The organism is Gordonia sp. NPDC127522, assembly GCF_042672305.1.
In the GTDB taxonomy this organism is placed as follows: Bacteria; Actinomycetota; Actinomycetes; order Mycobacteriales; family Mycobacteriaceae; genus Gordonia; species Gordonia hongkongensis.
In genome coordinates this window covers 1-18,529 of sequence record NZ_JBHXVK010000019.1, presented here as the reverse complement: position 1 = coordinate 18,529, position 18,529 = coordinate 1, and the positions used below count along the sequence as shown (strand labels likewise).

Annotated in this window: 15 protein-coding genes, 1 tRNA gene and 1 pseudogene; 8 read left to right on the top strand and 9 right to left on the bottom strand. The window is 67.1% G+C overall.

The genetic code is table 11. The features are described from left to right. The first annotated feature begins 33 nt into the window (after window positions 1-33). Window positions 34-1,005 carry a hypothetical protein gene (locus ACFVHY_RS21065; RefSeq protein ID WP_390275254.1) on the top strand — a complete coding sequence of 324 codons (972 nt, stop codon included), beginning with the start codon at window positions 34-36 and terminating at the stop codon, window positions 1,003-1,005. Between the two features lie 13 nt (window positions 1,006-1,018). On the opposite strand, the gene ACFVHY_RS21060 is transcribed toward ACFVHY_RS21065, so the two are convergent. Further along, a complete protein-coding gene (locus ACFVHY_RS21060) occupies window positions 1,019-4,387 on the bottom strand; it encodes an SNF2-related protein (RefSeq protein WP_390275252.1) in 3,369 nt (1,122 codons plus the stop codon). Window positions 4,388-4,515: 128 nt separating this feature from the next. Between ACFVHY_RS21060 and ACFVHY_RS21055 the strand changes: the two genes are divergently transcribed. Next, complete coding sequence (locus ACFVHY_RS21055; protein ID WP_390275250.1) at window positions 4,516-6,291, top strand: DUF3556 domain-containing protein; 1,776 nt, start codon at window positions 4,516-4,518, stop codon at window positions 6,289-6,291. 41 nt (window positions 6,292-6,332) lie between these two features. Here ACFVHY_RS21055 and ACFVHY_RS21050 read toward each other — a convergent pair whose 3' ends face one another. Then, window positions 6,333-7,289, bottom strand: coding sequence for a DMT family transporter (locus tag ACFVHY_RS21050; protein WP_390275249.1), 957 nt, complete (start codon window positions 7,287-7,289; stop codon window positions 6,333-6,335). Window positions 7,290-7,325: 36 nt separating this feature from the next. Here ACFVHY_RS21050 and ACFVHY_RS21045 point away from each other — a divergent pair, with 36 nt between their 5' ends. The 4 genes and pseudogenes from ACFVHY_RS21045 to ACFVHY_RS21030 form a co-directional block, all read left to right on the top strand. After that, on the top strand, window positions 7,326-7,922 hold the full coding sequence (locus ACFVHY_RS21045) for a TetR/AcrR family transcriptional regulator (RefSeq protein ID WP_390275247.1): 597 nt from the start codon (window positions 7,326-7,328) through the stop codon (window positions 7,920-7,922). A gap of 101 nt (window positions 7,923-8,023) precedes the next feature. Next, window positions 8,024-8,500, top strand: coding sequence for a hypothetical protein (locus tag ACFVHY_RS21040; RefSeq protein ID WP_390275246.1), 477 nt, complete (start codon window positions 8,024-8,026; stop codon window positions 8,498-8,500). Between the two features lie 73 nt (window positions 8,501-8,573). Continuing rightward, complete coding sequence (locus tag ACFVHY_RS21035; RefSeq protein ID WP_390275244.1) at window positions 8,574-10,310, top strand: SulP family inorganic anion transporter; 1,737 nt, start codon at window positions 8,574-8,576, stop codon at window positions 10,308-10,310. Between the two features lie 30 nt (window positions 10,311-10,340). Continuing rightward, window positions 10,341-10,739, top strand: a pseudogene (locus ACFVHY_RS21030) (MspA family porin); the annotation flags it as partial. 66 nt (window positions 10,740-10,805) lie between these two features. Here the strand turns inward: ACFVHY_RS21030 and ACFVHY_RS21025 are convergent. The 5 genes from ACFVHY_RS21025 to ACFVHY_RS21005 all read right to left on the bottom strand — a co-directional run bounded on the left by ACFVHY_RS21025 (window position 10,806) and on the right by ACFVHY_RS21005 (window position 12,975). Continuing rightward, window positions 10,806-10,893 (bottom strand) — tRNA-Ser (locus ACFVHY_RS21025). Window positions 10,894-11,175: 282 nt separating this feature from the next. Then, entirely contained in the window at window positions 11,176-11,385 is a 210-nt protein-coding gene (locus ACFVHY_RS21020; RefSeq protein ID WP_058250988.1) for a CsbD family protein, read from the bottom strand. Window positions 11,386-11,555: 170 nt separating this feature from the next. Continuing rightward, entirely contained in the window at window positions 11,556-11,825 is a 270-nt protein-coding gene (locus ACFVHY_RS21015; protein WP_137810127.1) for a hypothetical protein, read from the bottom strand. A 123-nt stretch (window positions 11,826-11,948) separates the two neighbouring features. Beyond that, window positions 11,949-12,413 carry a nucleoside deaminase gene (locus tag ACFVHY_RS21010; RefSeq protein ID WP_176455868.1) on the bottom strand — a complete coding sequence of 155 codons (465 nt, stop codon included), beginning with the start codon at window positions 12,411-12,413 and terminating at the stop codon, window positions 11,949-11,951. A 19-nt stretch (window positions 12,414-12,432) separates the two neighbouring features. Then, window positions 12,433-12,975: a tRNA adenosine deaminase-associated protein gene (locus ACFVHY_RS21005; protein WP_058250986.1), complete on the bottom strand. Its 543-nt coding sequence runs from the start codon at window positions 12,973-12,975 to the stop codon at window positions 12,433-12,435. A 78-nt stretch (window positions 12,976-13,053) separates the two neighbouring features. On the opposite strand from ACFVHY_RS21005, the gene ACFVHY_RS21000 reads away from it, so the two are divergent. Further along, window positions 13,054-14,028, top strand: coding sequence for a prephenate dehydrogenase (locus ACFVHY_RS21000; protein ID WP_078111845.1), 975 nt, complete (start codon window positions 13,054-13,056; stop codon window positions 14,026-14,028). Between the two features lie 34 nt (window positions 14,029-14,062). Here the strand turns inward: ACFVHY_RS21000 and ACFVHY_RS20995 are convergent, their stop codons facing one another. Then, entirely contained in the window at window positions 14,063-14,617 is a 555-nt protein-coding gene (locus tag ACFVHY_RS20995) for a putative glycolipid-binding domain-containing protein (RefSeq protein ID WP_390275326.1), read from the bottom strand. A 160-nt stretch (window positions 14,618-14,777) separates the two neighbouring features. Next, window positions 14,778-15,563 carry a hypothetical protein gene (locus ACFVHY_RS20990; protein WP_390275241.1) on the bottom strand — a complete coding sequence of 262 codons (786 nt, stop codon included), beginning with the start codon at window positions 15,561-15,563 and terminating at the stop codon, window positions 14,778-14,780. Between the two features lie 612 nt (window positions 15,564-16,175). Here ACFVHY_RS20990 and helR point away from each other — a divergent pair. Next, complete coding sequence (helR, locus tag ACFVHY_RS20985; RefSeq protein ID WP_390275239.1) at window positions 16,176-18,302, top strand: RNA polymerase recycling motor ATPase HelR; 2,127 nt, start codon at window positions 16,176-16,178, stop codon at window positions 18,300-18,302. The last annotated feature ends 227 nt before the right edge of the window (window positions 18,303-18,529 follow it).

The following is an 18,529-nucleotide window of genomic DNA, read 5'->3' as shown; positions in this document are numbered from 1 at the left end:
CTCGAGCCACAACCGACTCCGCGGAGGCCCCCTATGCCCATGACCATCGACGACGACTGTTTGGACTTCGCATTCCCGGAGGTCCACGCCGAGGCCCGCCTGTCCATCGCAGTGCAGCGAACCCTGCGCGTCCCCGATGACCAGACCGCATACGGTCTACCGCCCGGGCTGGGACGCTTCCACCTCACGAACGCAGGCAGACTTCGAGGCCGGCGTGCCGAGTGGTCCGAGTCCGACACGCTGCTCCCTATGTGGCAGGCCGAGGCGGCATGGTTTCGCTTCACCTCCCCGACCGACTACCCGTTCCTCGTACGCATGTCTGTCGGCGGGATCGATGCGATCACCGGCGAGGATTTCGCGCAAACCGTGGACTTCGACGCCGAGGACTATTTCGAGGTACCCGAACAACCCTGGCTCGACGGTTTCCGCGTCGACGAGAGATCCGTCCGTCAGTTCGTCGCCATGCCACTCGGCTCCGGTTACACCGCCGCGGAGCAGCTCGTCGGGTCCGACGACGGCGCGATACGCATCCAGGTCACGCCCCTCCGCGCGTCGATATGGAACGAGCGCCTGGCTGCTCGACGCGCGACACCGGAGCCGCCGGCTGATCTCGGCACCCTGAACTTCTGTCCCGCACCTACATCCGACTCCGCGATGGGCCTCGGCGCGGGTGGGTCGATCACCCAGTCCATCGCCAGTCCGCTCGAACCGCGCGAGAACTGGGCGGTGGGCGACACCGTCGAGGCGACCCTGCGGATCGTCAACAGTGACGCATGGCACGATCTCACCGGGTCCGCACCGCACCATGCTCCACCGACGATCACCGAGTACCAGCGATATGGTTATCCGTGGTTCGAGTGGTACGACGACTCGCTCGCCCGCCGCGGCGCGTCGAAGCTGTCGGGAGTGAAGACCATCAAGGAGATCGGTGACGGTCTGGGTCAGACACCGCTTCCGGACAATCCCAGCTTCGACCCACCTGAGCCGCACATCGTCGGGCCCTAGGCGCCTTCGCTCGTCAGTCCCCCGGCATGGTCCCGCCGAGCAACTCGCGGATGTCGTCGGCGTCGATGGCCGTACCGAACATGTCGCCGTCATCGACGACGGCGTCGAACAGGTCGCGCTTACGTTGTTGCAGCGCAACCACTTTCTCTTCGATCGTGTTCGCCGACACCAGGCGATAGACCGTGACCGGACGAGTCTGACCGATGCGATGGGCGCGGTCCACGGCCTGGGCCTCGGCCGCCGGATTCCACCACGGGTCGCAGACGAAGCAGTAATCCGCCTCGGTCAGGTTGAGGCCGAAACCGCCGGCCTTGAGGCTGATGAGGAACACCTTCGACGACCCACTCGTGAAACGTTTGACCGCCGCAGAGCGCCGGCGTGCGGTCATCGACCCGTCGAGATAGCTGTAATCGATTCCGGCACTGGCGAGTTCTCTTTCCAAGAGGTTAAGGAAGCCGGTGAACTGGCTGAAGATCAGGGCGGAATGCCCTTCGGCGATGAGCTCGGGAATCTGCTCGACGAGGAACTCGATCTTGGCCGAGTCGATGTCGGCGTGCTTCTCGTCGACCAGCCCGGCGTGCAGGCTCAGTTGCCGGAGCATGGTGAGCGATCGGAAGATCTGGAACCGGTTGCCGTCGAAGTCGTCGAGCAGGCCGAGCACGCTCTGCCGCTCCCGAGTGAGGCGCGTCTGATACAGCTTGTCGTGCTTCGTGTTCAGGCTGATCGACAGTACCTGTTCCTGCTTGGCGGGCAGGTCTGTGGCAACCTGATGCTTCGTGCGCCGCAGCATGATCGGACGGATCCGTCGTCGTAGCAACGCCAACCGCCCGGGCTCCGTGCCACTTTCGATCGGCTTGCGGAAGTACGACGTGAAGGTCTTCGCCGACGGGAACAGACCCGGCACGGTCAACGCCATCAGCGACCACAGTTCCATCAGGTTGTTCTCCAGCGGCGTGCCGGTGATCGCGATCTTGACCTGGGCATCAAGACGGCGAGCGCACTGATGAGCTTTGCTGGCGTGGTTCTTGACGAACTGCGCCTCGTCGAAGAACACGGCCGACCAACTGGCCGATGTGAACTCGTCGATCCCGATGCGCATCAGCGCGTACGAGGTGACGACCAGTTGCGCTCCCGCAATACGATCGGCGAACGCGATCTTCGCCCGTCCGCTCGTCTCGGTCACCGTTGCAATCCTCAGACCTGGTACGAACCGTTCTGCTTCGACCGCCCAGTTCGAGATCACGCTCGTCGGTGCGACCACGAGAAAGCGAGCCCGCGGCTCCTCCTCGATGACTTTCGCGATCAGCGCGAGGGACTGGAGGGTCTTGCCAAGACCCATGTCATCGGCCAGCACTCCGCCGATCCTGTTCTCCCACAAGAAGTTCAGCCAGTCGAGGCCGGCCCTCTGATAGTCACGCAAGTCCGCGCGCAGCCCGGTCGGCACCGGACAAGGCGCCGGCGGTGTCGCGGCGGCCAGACGCTTCAGCTGGTTCCTCCACTGTGCGAGGTCGTCCTTCACGGTGCCGAGTTCGAGCAGCTCGTCCCACAGCGTGGCGTTGTGCGTATCCCGGCGGACCCGCCCGCGGTCGAGTTCTCCCAAGTCGCGAGCTTCGGCCACCAGTTCGGCCAGGCGTTGCAGCTCCGGGGTGTCGAGTACGAAATAGGCCCCGTCGGGCAACAGCATGTGTGTCGCTCCGTTCGACAACGCCGTCAGCACCTGGTGCAGCGGCACCGCGACGCCGTCGACCTCGACGGTGATCGACAGGCCGAGCCAGTCGTTGTCATCGGACCGTTCGGCACCGAAACCGATCTCGGGGACGACCTCGGCGGCGCGGTAGTCGGGGAGCTCGCCGACGATCTCCACCTCGATCCCGTCAGCCCGCAGCTCCGGGGCGACCTCGGTGACGAAACGCGCAGTGTCGACGGGCGAGTAACGGTAGCGGCGGGTCAGGAGCGCAACCGATGCCGATGCGAGAGCCTCGTCGCGACTCATCTCGGCGAGTTCCGGATCGTCTGCGAACTTGCTTCCCGGAAACCCGGCGACCTGGATCTGCCATCGATCACACACCCGAGCCGCAGCTTCGAGGTGACCACGGAGCTGCTTCCACAGGCGACGTTCGGCCACGTCGTCACCGAACCCCGAGCTCTGCCCGGACGGGAAGAACCGTCTGCTCCCGTTCACGCGGTAGACGGCACCCCACTCGAGGTGCGCGCCGCCGTCGTCGGCAACCCGAAGCGTGACTGCAGCGTCTGGGCCGGTGATCTCGGGTCGGGTCACGGCGCCATCGGCCACGGTCACGGATATCCGACCGGCGAGGTCGGGGAGCATCTCGTCGGCGAACTCCGCGATGTCGGTGTCGGGAACTCTGACCGTCCCGGCGTCGAGCAGTGCCCGGAGGGCTTTCGACGACCCGTCGTCGACGAGCGGCGCCAGGAACATCGTGCCGCCTCGTATCAGGCTCGCTCCGTGAGGTTCCGAGCCGAACAGCATCAGAGCCTCGTCCCCAGCCGGCCCGACGGTCGGGAAATCGACACCGCCGGACACCACGAGACCCTCGTCGTCGCGATCGACGGTCAACGCGGCCGACGCGGGTGGAAGCAACTCGACTTTTTTCGCGCCCGTCGACTTGTGCGCCACCAGTACGACACCATCGTCGACCGCCGCCTGTAGAGCGGTCCAGATCTCGGCGGACGCCTGGTCCAATCGGTGAACCTGGGAGGTCCCGTACAGGTGCCTGTCCCCGGCGCAGAGGTCGATGGCACGGACTCGCGCCAGGTGAACGGGGTCGAAGTACTCAGCCGGATGGTCGGTGGTGGATCTGTAGTACTCGGTCACATAACCCGGCTTGATGGAACTCCAGGTGATCCCGGTGCGTACCCAATTGCCCTTCTTGCCGGGGGTCACCAGGCGCAATGTCACCGTCTTCAGGCTCATCCACTCGGGATCGTCGAGCTCGACGAGCAGTCCGATGGGCGCCGATCCCGGCTCTTTCGGGGTGGCATCGGCGACAAGGTCACCCAGCAAAGCCCGCCACGGCGCCGACGCATGCCTCACGCCTCGAGCCGATGCACCAATGAGCCCAGCACGCATCACCCCCAGCGCCAGAGCAACGGCGTGCTTGCAGGCCTCCCCGACCGGACAGTCGCATTCAGTGAAGTCGACTACGCACTGGCGGGTGTTGTCGACGAACCCGACCTCGAGGTAGTACAAGTCGCCGCTCGAACCGACGCAGGTCCCGGTCGCCGACATCAACGCCGGGTCCCAGCTCTCGAGAGCTACGCGCCCCTGCTGCGCGTATACGGCACCGCGGCCCACCGTGGCGTCGTCGAAACTTGCGAAGAGGCCCGACTCCGCGGGCGATAACTGATCGAACGCTCCCACACGACGAGGCTAGGCGATTCTGCCGGCGGCGGGACTCAACGTCTGCACCGCGTCGGATGTCATCCACGTTTCTCCACAGCCACCGAATCGGCACCAAGCAAGCACTTGGTTTGTTAGGTTCTCGGTCGATGGGATTCCTGAAACAGACGACCCCGGAGATCGACTTCCCGACCTGGAGTCAGGGCACGCGCGCGGAGAAGATCAAGCCGATGGCGCGGCACTGGGCCGAGGTCGGGTTCGGGACACCGGTGGCGCTGCACCTGTTCTACGTCGGCAAGATCCTCCTCTACGTCCTCGTCGGCTGGGTCGTCGTGATCAGCACGCCCGGGATCGACGGCTTTTTCGACGCCACCACTTGGTACGACGAGCCGATCGTCTTCCAGAAGGTCGTGCTCTACACGATGCTGTTCGAGGTCGTCGGTCTGGGATGTGGGTTCGGGCCGCTGAACAACCGGTTCTTCCCGCCACTGGGTTCGATCCTCTACTGGCTACGCCCGAAGACGATCCGGCAGCCACCATGGCCACGAATCCCGTTGACTGCCGGCGATTCCCGTAACCCGGTCGACGTCATCCTCTATGGCGCTCTGCTCGCCTTGCTGGTCATAGCGCTGTTCAGTCCGGGTACCGGCGCGATCCCGGAGCTGGACACGACCGTCGGCGTCCTCCCCAGCTGGCAGATCTGGGCCGTCCTGGGTGTGCTAGCTGCGATCGGTCTCCGTGACAAGACCGTCTTCCTCGCGGCGCGCGGTGAAGTCTACGGCGCGTTCACGGTGGCATTTCTCTTCAGTGGTGTCGACATGATCATCGCCGCGAAGCTGGTCTTCCTCTGCATCTGGCTCGGGGCAGCGACGTCGAAGCTGAACAAGCACTTCCCCTTCGTCATCGCGACGATGATGTCCAACAACCCGATCTGGCGTTCCCCGAAGATCAAACGGAAGTTCTTCGAGAACTTTCCCGACGACCTGCGACCGGGCCGTCGATCACGATGGATCGCGCACTTCTCCACTGCGGTCGAAGGACTCGTGCCGCTCGTCCTGTTCTTCTCCCACGGCGGGTGGGTGACCGCGGTGGCGGCGACGATCATGCTGATCTTCCACTTCGGCATCCTGTCGTCGATCCCGATGGGCGTCCCGCTGGAGTGGAACGTCTTCATGATGTTCGGCATTGTGGCGATCTTCGTGGGTCACCCCGACATCGGACTCGCCGATCTCCAATCGCCCTGGCCGCTACTGCTGTTCGCAGTTTCCGCCGGCACGGTGATCATCGGGAACCTGATGCCGCGCAAGGTCTCGTTCCTGCCCGGCATGCGCTATTACGCCGGCAATTGGGACACCGGCCTGTGGTGCATCAAGCCGTCGGCGTCGGCGAAGATCGAACAGGGCATCGTCGCCATCGCGTCGATGCCGGCCGCACAGCTCGAACGGTTCTACGGCAGTCCCGAAGCGGCCCAGATACCGCTCTACATGGGATACGCGTTCCGCTCGTTCAACAGTCACGGTCGGGCGCTGTTCACGTTGGCGCACCGAGCGATGGCCGGCGCCGGGAGCGGAGCGAGCGGGCCGGATGAGAACGGCGTCGCAGAGTCAGAGTATGTGCTGACCGACGGTGAACGAATCTGCAGTACGGCGATGGGATGGAACTTCGGGGACGGACATCTCTCCAACGAGCAGCTCATCGAATCCTTGCAGCGGCATTGTCATTTCGAGCCCGGCGAGGTCCGCATCGTACTGCTCGACGCGCAACCGATCCACCGACAGACGCAGGAGTACCGCCTCGTCGACCCGGCGGTCGGCGAGTTCGAACGCGGCTACGTGCGCGTCGCGGATCTCGTCACCCGGCAACCGTGGGACGACCAGGTTCCCGTCACGGTCACCTGGCGCGCCGACGACGGCCCGTGCAGATGATCCCACCGGGTGAGTCGGGGCGATTGGGTCCGCCAGGCGGATCACAATGCCCCCACAGCTTCGGCAGGCCGGCGCCGGTCACGCACCTCGGTAGACGCCCCCGCACGGTTCACGACCCAGGTGGCGCCACCGGCCATGGCAAGCCCGAGAGCCGTTGCCCAGCCGAAGGGTTCGCCGTACATCGCGGTGCCCCACACCGCGGTGACGGGTGGCATCAGGAACATCAACGTGTTCACCGAGGTGACGCCGGATCGTCGTAGGAGTATCCAGTACAGCCCGTAACCGCCGAGCGTCGACAGGATCGACAGCCAGGCGATCGCCAGCCAGAACGTACGGTCGGCCGGTGGCACCGCCACTCCCGCGAGAACACCTGCCGCGGTGAAGATCACCGCGGAGACGCCGCAGTGGATCGCCAGGACGACCACGGGTGACGGCGGGCCGACAACGCGCCGTTCGAGGAAGGTGGCGGCAACCAGCGCGGCCATACCGAGCAGCGGCACGAGGTACGCCCACCACGGCGCGTCCGCCGACGACGTCGCGTCCGACCAGGTCACCAGTACAACCCCGACCGCCCCGACGAGCAGACCCCACCACTGTCGTCGGTGGGTGACCGCCCCGAGCAACGGACCTGCCAGTGCGGCGACGACGAGCGGTTGCACACCGTCGATGAGTGCGGTCGTCCCGGTGCTGACGCCGAGAGCGATCGCCCAGTACACCGTGACCGTGTAGCCGGCTTGCGAGAGCGCACCGATGACGACCTGAGAACCGATCGCTCGCCCGGACATCGGCGCGAGGCCACGCCGACGCCACAGGAAGTACACCGCGGCCCCGAGTACCACCGCGACCACCAGGAATCGCCACATGAGGACCGTGAGCACCGGCGCCTCACCCGCGCCCAGCTTCGCGCCGATGAAACCCGACGACCAACAGACGACGAACACCGCCGACATGACAACTGTCACCCATCGCGCAGGTATACCGATCTGTGAAGTTTGCATGCAGCCGACCTTACCGATCGGTGTAGTCTTTGTCATGTGACTGCCGAGACCACACCCTCGACCGTGGAGTGGACACCCAAGGCCCGACTCATCCTCGACGCGGCCTCGGCACTGTTCTACGAACACGGCATCCACGCGGTCGGTGTCGACTCCATCGCAGCAGCCGCGGGCGTCACGAAACGCACCCTCTACGACCGCTTCGGCTCCAAAGAGCAACTGGTCGTCGAGTATCTACGCGCCCGCAACGCCGCCTGGCAAGAGTTCCTCCGGTCCCGCCTGGACGCCGCCGATGCGTCGCCGAGCGCACAACTCGCCGCGATCTTCGACGCCACGCGGGACTGGTCGGCGGACCGCGGTCACAAAGGGTGCGCGATGATCAACGCGCACGCCGAGATCAGCGACCCCGGGCATCCCGCGTTCTCGATCATCGTCGGCCAGAAACACGAGCTACGGGACCTCTTCGCCTCGATCGCGACGAAGTCCGGCGCGCCCGACCCGCGCACATTGGCACAGCGGCTGTTCATCCTCCATGAGGGCGCGCTGGTGACCGCCGGGATGGGGGTCGAGCCAGGAGCCCTCGACGCGGCTCGCGATCTCGCACTCGAGATCTTCGACGGCCAGCAATCGATTTGACGAACTCTTAGCGCCCGGATGCGTTCCCCAGCAACATGATGCGGAGTAGATCTGATGCGGTGACCTTGTTCGACATACTGCCCTCTCTGAAAGGCGTCACCGTGACCAGATCGTTCGACACCGCGACGTGGGGAACACCGTTACGCACCGTCGGATCGGACGTCGTCGCCGGCGACCTGTCCCTCCGCGCAGAATCGCTGCACCGCAAGATCGCGTTCTACCTCGATGCCGACGGCGAGCCCGTCTGCCAATCCCTGTGCCCGACCGGGGTGTGGTTTCCGACGCTGGTCACCCGGGTCACGTCTGCGGTCGTCGCCCGGCAACGCGTCGTCGTCCATGTCGACGCCGCCCTCCCGCTCCACTCCGCACTGCTCGATGTCGCCTTCCCGGGGACTCATCTGGCGGGAGGGACCATGGTCGACATCACCGTCGTCGACCTGTCCCGGCATCGTCGCACCCTGCACGCCGAAGCCCCCGCACACCTCACGGTCACCGGCACCATCGCCCTGGCCCTGTCGCCCGTGATCCCGCCGCGGACAACGGACCCGCGACACGCCCCCCGGGCGGTCACCGCCTGACACGAACGCACACGGCACGACAACTACTGGACAAAGAGAAGCCGAGATCGCCGCCAGGGCTCATAATCGCCTGATGCAACCGGAAACGGTCTCACGATTCCTGCCCGGATTGGGAGTGCTCCGCAGCTACGAGCGGTCATGGCTGAAGGGTGACATCGTCGCCGGGATCGTCCTGACGGCGTTGCTCATTCCCGCCGGCATGGGGTACGCCGAAGTCGCCGGGTTGCCACCGGTCACCGGTCTCTACGCGACGGTCATACCGCTGCTCGTCTACGCCGTCGTCGGACCGTCCCGCATCTTGGTCCTCGGCCCCGACTCGTCGCTCGCCCCGATCATCGCGGCGTCGATCATTCCGCTCGCAGCGTTCGACGCCGAGCGCATCGCCTTGGCCGGAGTGCTCGCCATCGAGGTCGGTCTGGTGCTGCTGATCGGCGGCCTCCTCCGGCTCGGCTTCGTCACCGACCTGCTGTCCAAACCGATCCGCATCGGCTACCTCAACGGGATCGCACTGGTCGTGGTGCTCAGCCAGTTGCCGAAACTGTTGGGCTTCAGCGTCGATGGCGATTCGGTCCTCCAGGAAGCCGTCGCCATCGTCCGGGGCGTCACGTCCGGCGAGGCCGAGCTGTCGCCGACGGTCATCGGGGTGTCGTGCTTGGTCCTGATCTTCGGACTCAAGTTCTGGCGCAAGGCCATTCCGGGAGTCCTCGTCGCCGTGGTGGCCTCGATCATCGCGGTCGCGGTCTTCGGTTGGTCCGATGACCTGCCGGTCGTCGGCGCCATGCCCCGCGGCTTCCCCTCACCGTCTTTGGAAGGCGTCACCCTCGACGACGTCATCAGCCTGATCGGCCCGGCCGTCGGCATCGCGCTGATCGCGTTCGCGGACACCAGCGTGCTGTCCCGGACCTTCGCCGCGCGCGCGGGCGACCAGGTCAACGGCAGCCAGGAGATGGCGGCCATCGGCACCGCGAACATCGCCACCGGCTTCCTGCGCGGCTTCGCCATCTCGGCGTCGTCATCCCGGACCCCGGTCGCCGAACAAGCCGGGGCCAAGTCGCAATTGGCCGCTGTCGTCGGGGCGCTGTTGATCGTCGTCTTCATCTTCGTCGCACCGGGGGTCACCGCCTACCTGCCGTCGGCCGCCCTGGCGGCCGTCGTGATCGCCGCGGCCGTCTCACTGATCGACGTCTCCGGCGTGGTGACGCTGTTCCGCGCCAACTGGGTCGAGGGCGCCCTGTCGATCGCCGCCTTCCTCGGTGTCGCGCTCATCGGTGTCCTGCAGGGCATCCTGGTCGCGATCGGCCTGTCGTTCATCGCGTTCGTCAACCTCGCGTGGCGTCCGTACCGGACCGAGCTCGGCCGCGTGCCGGGACTGCGCGGCTACCACGACGTGACCCGTCACCCCGACGCCGAGCGCATCGACGGCGTTCTCATCGTCCGGTTCGACGCGCCGCTGTTCTTCGCCAACGGCGGCATGTTCGACGACTACGTCCGCGGCATGGTCCGCGACGCGAGGGCGGCCGGGAGGCAATTGCACACCGTGATCCTCGCCGCCGAGCCCGTCGTCGACATCGACGCCACCGCTGTCGACGAACTCGTCGAACTCGACGATTACCTCCGCACCCACGACATCGAACTCGTCTTCGCGGAGATGAAAGATCCGGTGCGGGACAAACTCCGGCGGTACGACTTGCGGGTCGACGGCAGGCCTCGCTTCGACGACTCGCGTTTCGCGCCCACGACGGGAGCGAAGATCGACGAGATCACCGGGCAACTCCGTCGGGACATCGAACCGTCGGACGGTCGGGCCTGACGCGGCCCTGATACCCGCGCTCAATGCCGCACCCGCGCAGGCCGATCCGCGCGGATCACCCCGTCGATGGGCGCCACGCCCCTGCACCGCAACGCCTGAGTGTCTGGCAAGTACGTGGGGACCGCCTCCGACACAGCCGCGAAGATCGGTGTCGGCGCCGGCTACGTCGTCGGCTGCCAGCTGACGCTGGGCGGTAACTCGAACAGCAGGGCCGGCGCGACCGCACCCGACTTCGACCTCCACAGCGCGACCACGACGGCCGAGACCGGCGCCGGCGTGACCATCGGGCCCGGCCAGGCGGTCAATCACGTCATCAACGACCGGCTGCGCCGGTTCGCGCAGGCCTGGTCGTACGCCAAGGTGAGCATCACGACCGACAACGTGTCGCAGTCGATCGCCGTGTACGGAAAGCCGTTCCGCATGGGCTGACCGACCACCGCTCTCCCAGAGATGCGAAATGGCCCCCCATCCGTGCGGATGGGGGGCCATTTCCGGCGGTGGCGGAGGGATTTGAACCCTCGGTACGGGGTTACCGCACACAGCATTTCGAGTGCTGCACCTTCGGCCGCTCGGACACGCCACCGCCGAAGACTGTACCGCAGACCCGCGGTCAGGCTTAAATCGGCTGCTCAGGCCCACCCCCGCCCCCTGAGGAGCGAGCTTGCGAGCGTCACGGAGGGTCTTGGTGAGATGCGAGGCAGACCCTTCGTGACGCGCCCTCCGCAAGCTCCGGGCGCTCCTCAGGGAGCGAGGGGGGACGCGCCCTCCGCAAGCTCCGGGCGCTCCTCAGGGGGCAGTGGCGGAGGAGGGCCGCAGGCTCGGGACCAGCGGTTTGAGGGTTCTTTCGGATCAGGGAGCAGGGGACCTAGTGGCCGGTCAGCTTGTCCTTGACGTCGTCGATCTTGCCCTTGACTGCGTCGGCGGCGTCGGTGATCTTCTGCTTGCCCTCGGCCTGCGCCTGGTCGCCCTTGCCCTCGTTCTTGAGGTCCTGATCGTCGGTGAGGCTGCCGGCAGCTTCCTTGCCGCGACCCTTGAGCTCTTCGGCCTTGTTCTTGGCGTCGTCCGTGGTTCCCATGAAGCCTCCTCGGTGAGGTTCGGCGCGGCCGGGTGCCGTCCGATGTGGAAGAACTCGGCGACGACCGACGCGCCGGCTGCTCGACACTGGCGCCGCCTGGGGAGCGGACTCCCGCATCCCACCGTGCCACAGGTGTGCACTGAGCTGCATGACCGCAGGTCAGCGACCTGTCAGCGGCTGTTGAACTTCTGGGACACCTCGTTGATCTTGTCCTTGGCGGTACTGAACGCCTCCTGGACCTTCTCGTTCTCGGCGAGATCGTTGAGCTTGTCCTTGGCGGTGCCCAGCGCATCCTGGACCTGCTTGCTCTCGACGAACTCGTCGATCTTGTCGCGCGCGGTACCCAGCGCCTCCTGGACCTTGCCGCTCTCGGCGAACTCGTTGATCTTGGCCTTGGCGGTGTCGAAGGCCGCGGTCACCTTGTCGGACGGATCGGTCATCATTACTCCTCGCGGATCGGGGATGCTGACGTCCAATCTGCCAGGACCGCCCGCCGCCGACCACCGGTCCGCACCCTGAGATCTCACCGATCTTGAGTCCTCACGACCCCGAGATGACGACGGTCACGGGTGTCGTCGGGTGGCGAAGAAGTCGACCATGAGTGCGCGGCACTCGGCTTCGAGGACTCCGCCCCTCACCTGGGGGCGATGCGACAGCCGTGGATCGCGGACGACGTCCCACAGCGAACCGACGGCACCGGTCTTGGGCTCCCACGCCCCGAAGACGACGGCGTCGACCCGGGACAGCGTGATCGCTCCGGCACACATCGTGCACGGTTCGACGGTCACCGCGATCGTGCATCCCGGGAGCCGCCATCCATCACCGAACGCCCGCGCCGCGGCACGCAGCGCAAGCACCTCGGCGTGGGCCGTCGGGTCGGAATCGGCCTCGCGTCGGTTGGCGGCGCGGGCCAGTTCGACGCCCTCGGGGTCGAACACGACTGCCCCGATGGGTACGTCGTCGGTGCCCGACAGTGCCGCCGCGTCGAGCGCGGAGCGGACCATGGCCTCCCAGGCGGGCGCACTCATCGCGCGGCTTCGTGCGGGCTCAGTGGCCGAGGGAGTCGAGGACCTTGCCCAGCTCGTCGGCGAAACCGAGCCGCGCCGCGATCATGCCGAGCTGTTCGTCGGCATACAGATCGGTGTCCCCGACGATGATGCTCATGACCGCGTCGGGCAGTCCCAGGTCGGCGAGCAACCCGAGGTCCCCTTCCTCCCACGGATCGATCTGATCGAGCTCGTCCGGATCGATGTCGGGGACCTCGATGTTGAGGGCGTCCAATGCGTCGACCGCGATGTCGTAGTCGACGGAGGCGGTCGCGTCGGAGATCAGCAGACGCGCCCCGGTCGGCGACGGCCGGACGATGATGAAGAACTCGTCGTCGACGTCGAGGAGTCCGAAGACCGCGCCCGCCGAACGCAGCTCACGCAACTGGGTCTCGGCGTCCTCGAGATCGGAGAGCGCCGACGGTTTCATCGCGGTGACCTTCCAACCGCTCTCGTCGCGGACGACCGCCACGGCGAAACCGTCGATGTCGTCGTCCACGTCCTGCGCGTTCGACCCCGACTTCCCAAATCCGGCACCGGCCATGCGACAAACCGTAGCCCCTATCACCGGTACTCCCAAGTCCCGGTTCACCGGGCATGACCGGTATGGGAACGTGTCAGGGTGACTGCCGCGCCGTCGTCCCCCGCTGTCGCCCTTCCCACGCCGGTCTGTGTGCTGGGTCTCGGCCTGATCGGCGGCTCGCTGCTGCGGGCCCTGCACGACGCCGGGCACGAGGCGTTCGGCTACAACCGGTCGGCCACGACCGTCGATGCGGCCATCGGCGACGGGTATGACGCGTCCGCGGATCTTGTTGCGACGCTTCGGCGCGCGGCGTCGTCGGACGCGCTGCTCGTGCTCGCGACACCGGTGACGACGATCGGCCCCCTGGTGACGGCCATCGCCGAGAACGCGCCCGGGCTCCTGGTCACCGACGTCATCAGCGTCAAGCAGGAAGTCGAGCGCCTACTCGCCGATCTGCATCCCGGAGGTCGGTACGTCGGCGGGCATCCGATGGCGGGGACAAGTTCGTCGGGCTGGGCGGCAACCGACGCCACCCTCTTCGACGGGGCGATGTGGGCGGTCACCACCACCGACCACACCCCGGCCGACGACTGGCTCACGGTGGCCGCGCTGGCCGTGACGGTCGGCTCGCGAGTCGTGCCGGTAGCACCCGACGCGCACGATCGGGCGGTCGCCGCGATCTCGCATCTGCCACACCTGACCGCCGCGGCCACGGCCGCCGTCGGGGCCGGTGAGAGCGACCTCGCCCTGCGCCTGGCCGCCGGCAGCTTCCGGGACGGCACCCGGGTCGCCGGCACCGCACCCGCCCTGCAGCGCGCGATGATCGAGGCCAACGGCATCGCCGTGCTCAACGTCCTCAGCGAGACCATCGACCGCCTCACCGCCGTGCGCGACGAACTCCGCGACCACGGAACCGCCGAAGTGCTGGTCGACGACGGGCACCGCGCGCGAAAGGCGTACGAGCAACTGCATTCCGGCGCCGCGGAGGTCATCTCCGGGGTGACGGTCGGCGACGACGGCTGGCAGCAGGAACTACGCCGGCAGGCCCATCAGGGCCGGGTGTGGGTGGGCTGACCGCCGCGCGTGTCCCTGGGGCCGCCCGCACACGTCAGACCCGGCGTGCGAGGCCCGGGTAGTCGACGACGAAGTTGTTCTCGTCGACGGTGATGGTGGTGGTCGCAAGCGGCGACACCACACGGAATCCGTCCGTGCCCGGGGTGTACGACACCGTCGCCGGCTTCACGTCTCCGCTGGGCAGGTACATGTAGGCGACGGGGATCTCGACCGCACCGGGAGTCGACGCCGAGAGAGCACGTCGCCGGATCGGCAAGGCGTTGAACATCGGCGACAGAGCGAGGTCCACGTCTTCGGCGCCGTCGAAGTCCGAACGGGTGGTCTCACCGTCGGGACGACGGATCAGCCACGTGCCCTCGTCGTCGCGCGTGATGCCGAACTGCGTCTCACCGTCAGTGCGAACCAGGTGAACGGTGAGCCGCTTGACCACACCGGCATCGGTGGTCTGCAGTTCGTAGGACGCGGAGAACGCCTCGTGGTCGGCGGTCGCCGCGGCGATGATCCGTCCATAGGCCTTGAGTCGTGCGCCGGACACGACCAGGCGGACCTGTTCCAGTCGATCGGTGTCCTCGCCTCGCCACGTGAGCATCGTCTTGAACTCGTCGTTGGTGGCGGAGGACTGACCGCTGTCAGGGGCTGTCTGCGGAGAACTCACGTGACCACGGTAGCGAGCAACCGCCCCGATCACACATCGGACGACCTGGTCACCCGACCGATCACCCGGCCCGGGACCCCGAAGACGTGACCGTTCAGGCGATACAGGACGCGGTTCGGCGGGTCGATGACGGCGTCACGGTGTCTTCGACCACCACCTCTCCCGCCACGGTGATCGAGCAACTCACCGAGCTACCCGTTCCCGCGATGACCAGGAGGCGCAGGGGGTTGACCCCGCCGGTGAACTGGACGGTCCACGGATTCGTCGGGGCGAACTCCGAGCGCAGGCCGTTGTCGTCGACGTAGAGGATGGTGGCCTGCCCGTCGATGGTCGCCTCGTAGGTCACCGGTTTGTTCTGCGGATCGATGCGCTCACCGGATTGACCCGGGAGCTGCCGTCCCGGGTCGGGCGGGGTGAGGCTGGGCGGTTCGAAGGTGCGTGGGATCGGCATGGTGTCTGTGACCGGCGGCGAGTCGGCGAAGCGGTCCTGCGGTGCCTCCTCCCGCAGCCCGAGGAACCCGACGAAAGCCACCACGAGCAGCACCACCACGCCCAGAGTCAGGATCAGGGTCGGGGTGGGCACCTTGCGAATGCGTGAACCCGGTCGGCCGTCAGCGCTTTCGGCCTCCCGCTCGGCAGTCGCGATGCGTTCGGCCTCGGCACGCTCGGCGCGCTCGGCCATGGTGAGCTCGGTGTTCGTCGGCTGGCCGGGGCGGAACATCGGGGTCCCGTCCGCGGCATAACCGAGCGGCGGATAGAGCTGCGGTGCGACGGGTTGCCCGTAGAGATCGCGAGGCGACCCGCCGGTCTGGCTGCCGCCTCCGTCGCGGCGTCGAGGGTCGTGAGCGCCGGGGTTCGGCCCCCCGTACGGCTGTCCCATCGTCGGCCTCCGGTCGGATTGTCGAGCGTCGTCGTCGACGCGGCGCGGCCTCGACCGAAACCTGCGATTCGGCTCGACGCCGCGCGTCAGTCCCTCTCCGACCTTACGGCGCGAAGTCGGGAGCCCACCGCAACGATCGGAAAACCGCAGGTCATGGTGATGCCGCGACGACAGCGAACCAGTCGGTCGAATGAGCCCGAACACCGACGACGCGGAAACCGTGGCCGCGCTGCCGCCCCACCCCCGTGCCCTCGGGGGCGGCAGCCCCCTGACAGGCCCCACCGAAGAGAGTTCACCGTAGTGAACTGAAAGTACTTTCACATACAGCACCGCGGGCTGCAACAGCTGCGCGGACGTCCAAGACAAGTGATATCGGGGTCCGTTTCACCTGCGCACCCGCCGATCTCTGCCCCTTTCACCATAAGCCCTGGACAGGGGCTTGCCGCAAGACCCCCTATCCGGTGCAGAATCGCTGTCTCACCTGCGACGACCACCCCTGCCACCTGCTGATTCGGAGTCATCTCTGTGCCCCCAGTCCCCGAAACCCCAGTCCCCGAAACCCCAGTCCCTGAGACCTCAGTCCCCGACGACGCGACGTCAACGACCACCGCGGTGTTCGCCCTCCCCGACAGCCTGTCCCCGAAGAACGATCCGGCCCTCGTCGCCGACGACACCCGACACTTCGCCTCGATCACCACGAACCTGCGACGCACTTTGGCCGACGCCGATGAGCGCCTGCAGCACCTTCGGCGCGAAGCCGGTGGCAGGGGTCGTCGGGCCGTCGACCGCGACATGGAGATCCACCAGCTCGGCGCACGTATCCGATCGCTGCGGCGGTTCGGCCTCGACCTGTGCCTGGGTCGGCTGGTCCGCGACGACGGGGAGATTCTTTACATCGGCCGGCTCGGGCTGACCGATGCCGCGGGCGAGACCCTGCTCGTCGACTGGCGCACCCCGCTGGCCGCGCCGTTCTTCGCCGCCACCCGCCGTGACCCGATGGGACTGGTGAGCCGGCGCCGCTACCGCTGGACCCACGGCCGGATCACCGACTACTGGGACGAGGTCTTCGTCGACGACCGCGCGGTGCTCACCTCGCACGCGGCGCTCGACGAGCAGTCCGCCTTCCTCGCCGACCTCGGCGCCAGTCGTTCCCCGCGCATGCGAGATGTCCTGGGCACCATCGCCACCGATCAGGACGCGATCATCCGAGCGGACTCGCACGGGACGCTCGTCGTCGACGGCGGACCGGGAACCGGCAAGACCGTCGTCGCGCTGCATCGTGCCGCCTACCTCGTCTACGCCGATCCGCGGCTCGCCGGTCATCGGGGCGGGCTGCTCGTCGTCGGGCCTCATCGGCCGTACCTCGCCTACGTCGCCGATGTGCTGCCGAGCCTCGGGGAGGAGAGCGTCCAGACGTGCACCCTCGCCGACCTCGTCGTCGAAGGTGATTCGGCGACAACCGAAGCCGACGTCGACGTGGCGCGGTTGAAGTCGTCAGCTCGCATGGTCGAGGCGGTCGAGCCGGCGGTGAAGTTCTACGAACAACCGCCGACGACGCCGTTCGTGGTCGAAACACCCTGGACGGAGACGACTCTGACCGCCGGCGACTGGGCGGACGCCTTCGACGCAGCCGAGCGCGGAACCGCACACAACGAGGCGCGGGACGAGGTGTGGGAAGAACTGGTGTCGATCATCGCGTCGCGACACGACGACGACGTGCCCCAGCACGCGCTGCGTCGTGCGTTGGCGGCGAATGACGAACTCGCCGCGGCCTTCTCGCGGGCATGGCCGATCCTGGATGCCGCCGAGATCGTCGGTGACCTGTGGTCGGTGCCGGCCTTCCTCCGCATGTGTGCGCCGTGGCTGTCGCCCGGCGAGGTACGCGCACTCCAGCGCAGCGTCCCCGACGCCTGGACCGATGCCGACCTGCCGATCCTCGACCGCGCCCACCGCCGGATCGGGGACCCGGTAGCGTCGACCCGTCGTCGCCGGCAGCGCGCGGAACTGACGAGGGAACGCGAGCGGATCGACCAGGTGGTCGACGACCTGATCGCCGCCGAGGTCCACGACGACGGCGAGGGACTCATGACGATGCTCCGGCACGAGAACCTGCGCCACCACCTCGGGGACGGGTCAGTGGGCGAGACCGCCCGCCCACTGTCCGGGCCGTTCGCGCACATCGTCGTCGACGAAGCGCAGGAGCTCACCGACGCCCAGTGGCAGATGCTGATCGACCGTTGCCCGTCGAAGAGCTTCACCGTCGTCGGCGACCGCGCACAGGCACGACGCGGATTCCCCGAGTCGTGGGCAGAGCGACTTCGTCGCGTCGGTCTGCGCGACGTCACCTCGGCAGGACTCACGATCAACTACCGGACCCCGGAAGAGATCATGGATGCGGCCGCCCCCGTCATCCGCGCGGCGCTCCCCGACGCGAACGTGCCGACTTCGGTTCGGCGCGCGGGCATTCCGGTCACCTACGGCGCCCGCGCGGACCTCGACACCGTGGTCGACGACTGGACCTCGACGCATCGAGACGGAATCGCTTGTGTGATCGGCGAACCCGGCTTCGCCGGGACCGACCGCGTGCGGTCGCTCACCCCCACCCTCGCCAAGGGGCTCGAGTTCGACCTCGTGGTGCTCGTCGACCCCGACGCCTTCGGCGCGGACACCGAGGGCGCGGTCGACCGCTACGTGTCGATGACCCGGGCGACTCAGCAGTTGGTGATCCTCCGTACGTAGACCCCACCACCGATTGGGGTAGTGCCGTACTCGTGTCGACGTCCCGGACTCCGGTGAGGATGGAAGACAGCACCGGCACCTCGTCCACCCACCCAGGGTTCCGGTGCACACAGAAGGGGCCCGTCACCGGGAGGCGGGTTCTAGCGATCCCCGCAACACCCTGGCTTTCAGGGAGTTGCGGGGATCGTGGTTTCTGCAGAGTTGAAGGATCGGTTCTTCGAGGCGCT

What these genes read in the sequence shown, in the direction of transcription:
- ACFVHY_RS21065 (WP_390275254.1), top strand. Translation starts at nt 34, where the DNA reads ATGCCCATGACCATCGACGACGACTGTTTGGACTTCGCATTCCCGGAG.
- ACFVHY_RS21035 (WP_390275244.1), top strand. Translation starts at nt 8,574, where the DNA reads ATGCAACCGGAAACGGTCTCACGATTCCTGCCCGGATTGGGAGTGCTC.
- ACFVHY_RS21050 (WP_390275249.1), bottom strand. Translation starts at nt 7,289, where the DNA reads ATGCAAACTTCACAGATCGGTATACCTGCGCGATGGGTGACAGTTGTC.
- ACFVHY_RS21020 (WP_058250988.1), bottom strand. Translation starts at nt 11,385, where the DNA reads ATGGGAACCACGGACGACGCCAAGAACAAGGCCGAAGAGCTCAAGGGT.
- ACFVHY_RS20990 (WP_390275241.1), bottom strand. Translation starts at nt 15,563, where the DNA reads ATGGGACAGCCGTACGGGGGGCCGAACCCCGGCGCTCACGACCCTCGA.
- ACFVHY_RS20995 (WP_390275326.1), bottom strand. Translation starts at nt 14,617, where the DNA reads ATGCTCACGTGGCGAGGCGAGGACACCGATCGACTGGAACAGGTCCGC.
- ACFVHY_RS21005 (WP_058250986.1), bottom strand. Translation starts at nt 12,975, where the DNA reads ATGGCCGGTGCCGGATTTGGGAAGTCGGGGTCGAACGCGCAGGACGTG.
- ACFVHY_RS21010 (WP_176455868.1), bottom strand. Translation starts at nt 12,413, where the DNA reads ATGAGTGCGCCCGCCTGGGAGGCCATGGTCCGCTCCGCGCTCGACGCG.
- ACFVHY_RS21055 (WP_390275250.1), top strand. Translation starts at nt 4,516, where the DNA reads ATGGGATTCCTGAAACAGACGACCCCGGAGATCGACTTCCCGACCTGG.
- ACFVHY_RS21015 (WP_137810127.1), bottom strand. Translation starts at nt 11,825, where the DNA reads ATGACCGATCCGTCCGACAAGGTGACCGCGGCCTTCGACACCGCCAAG.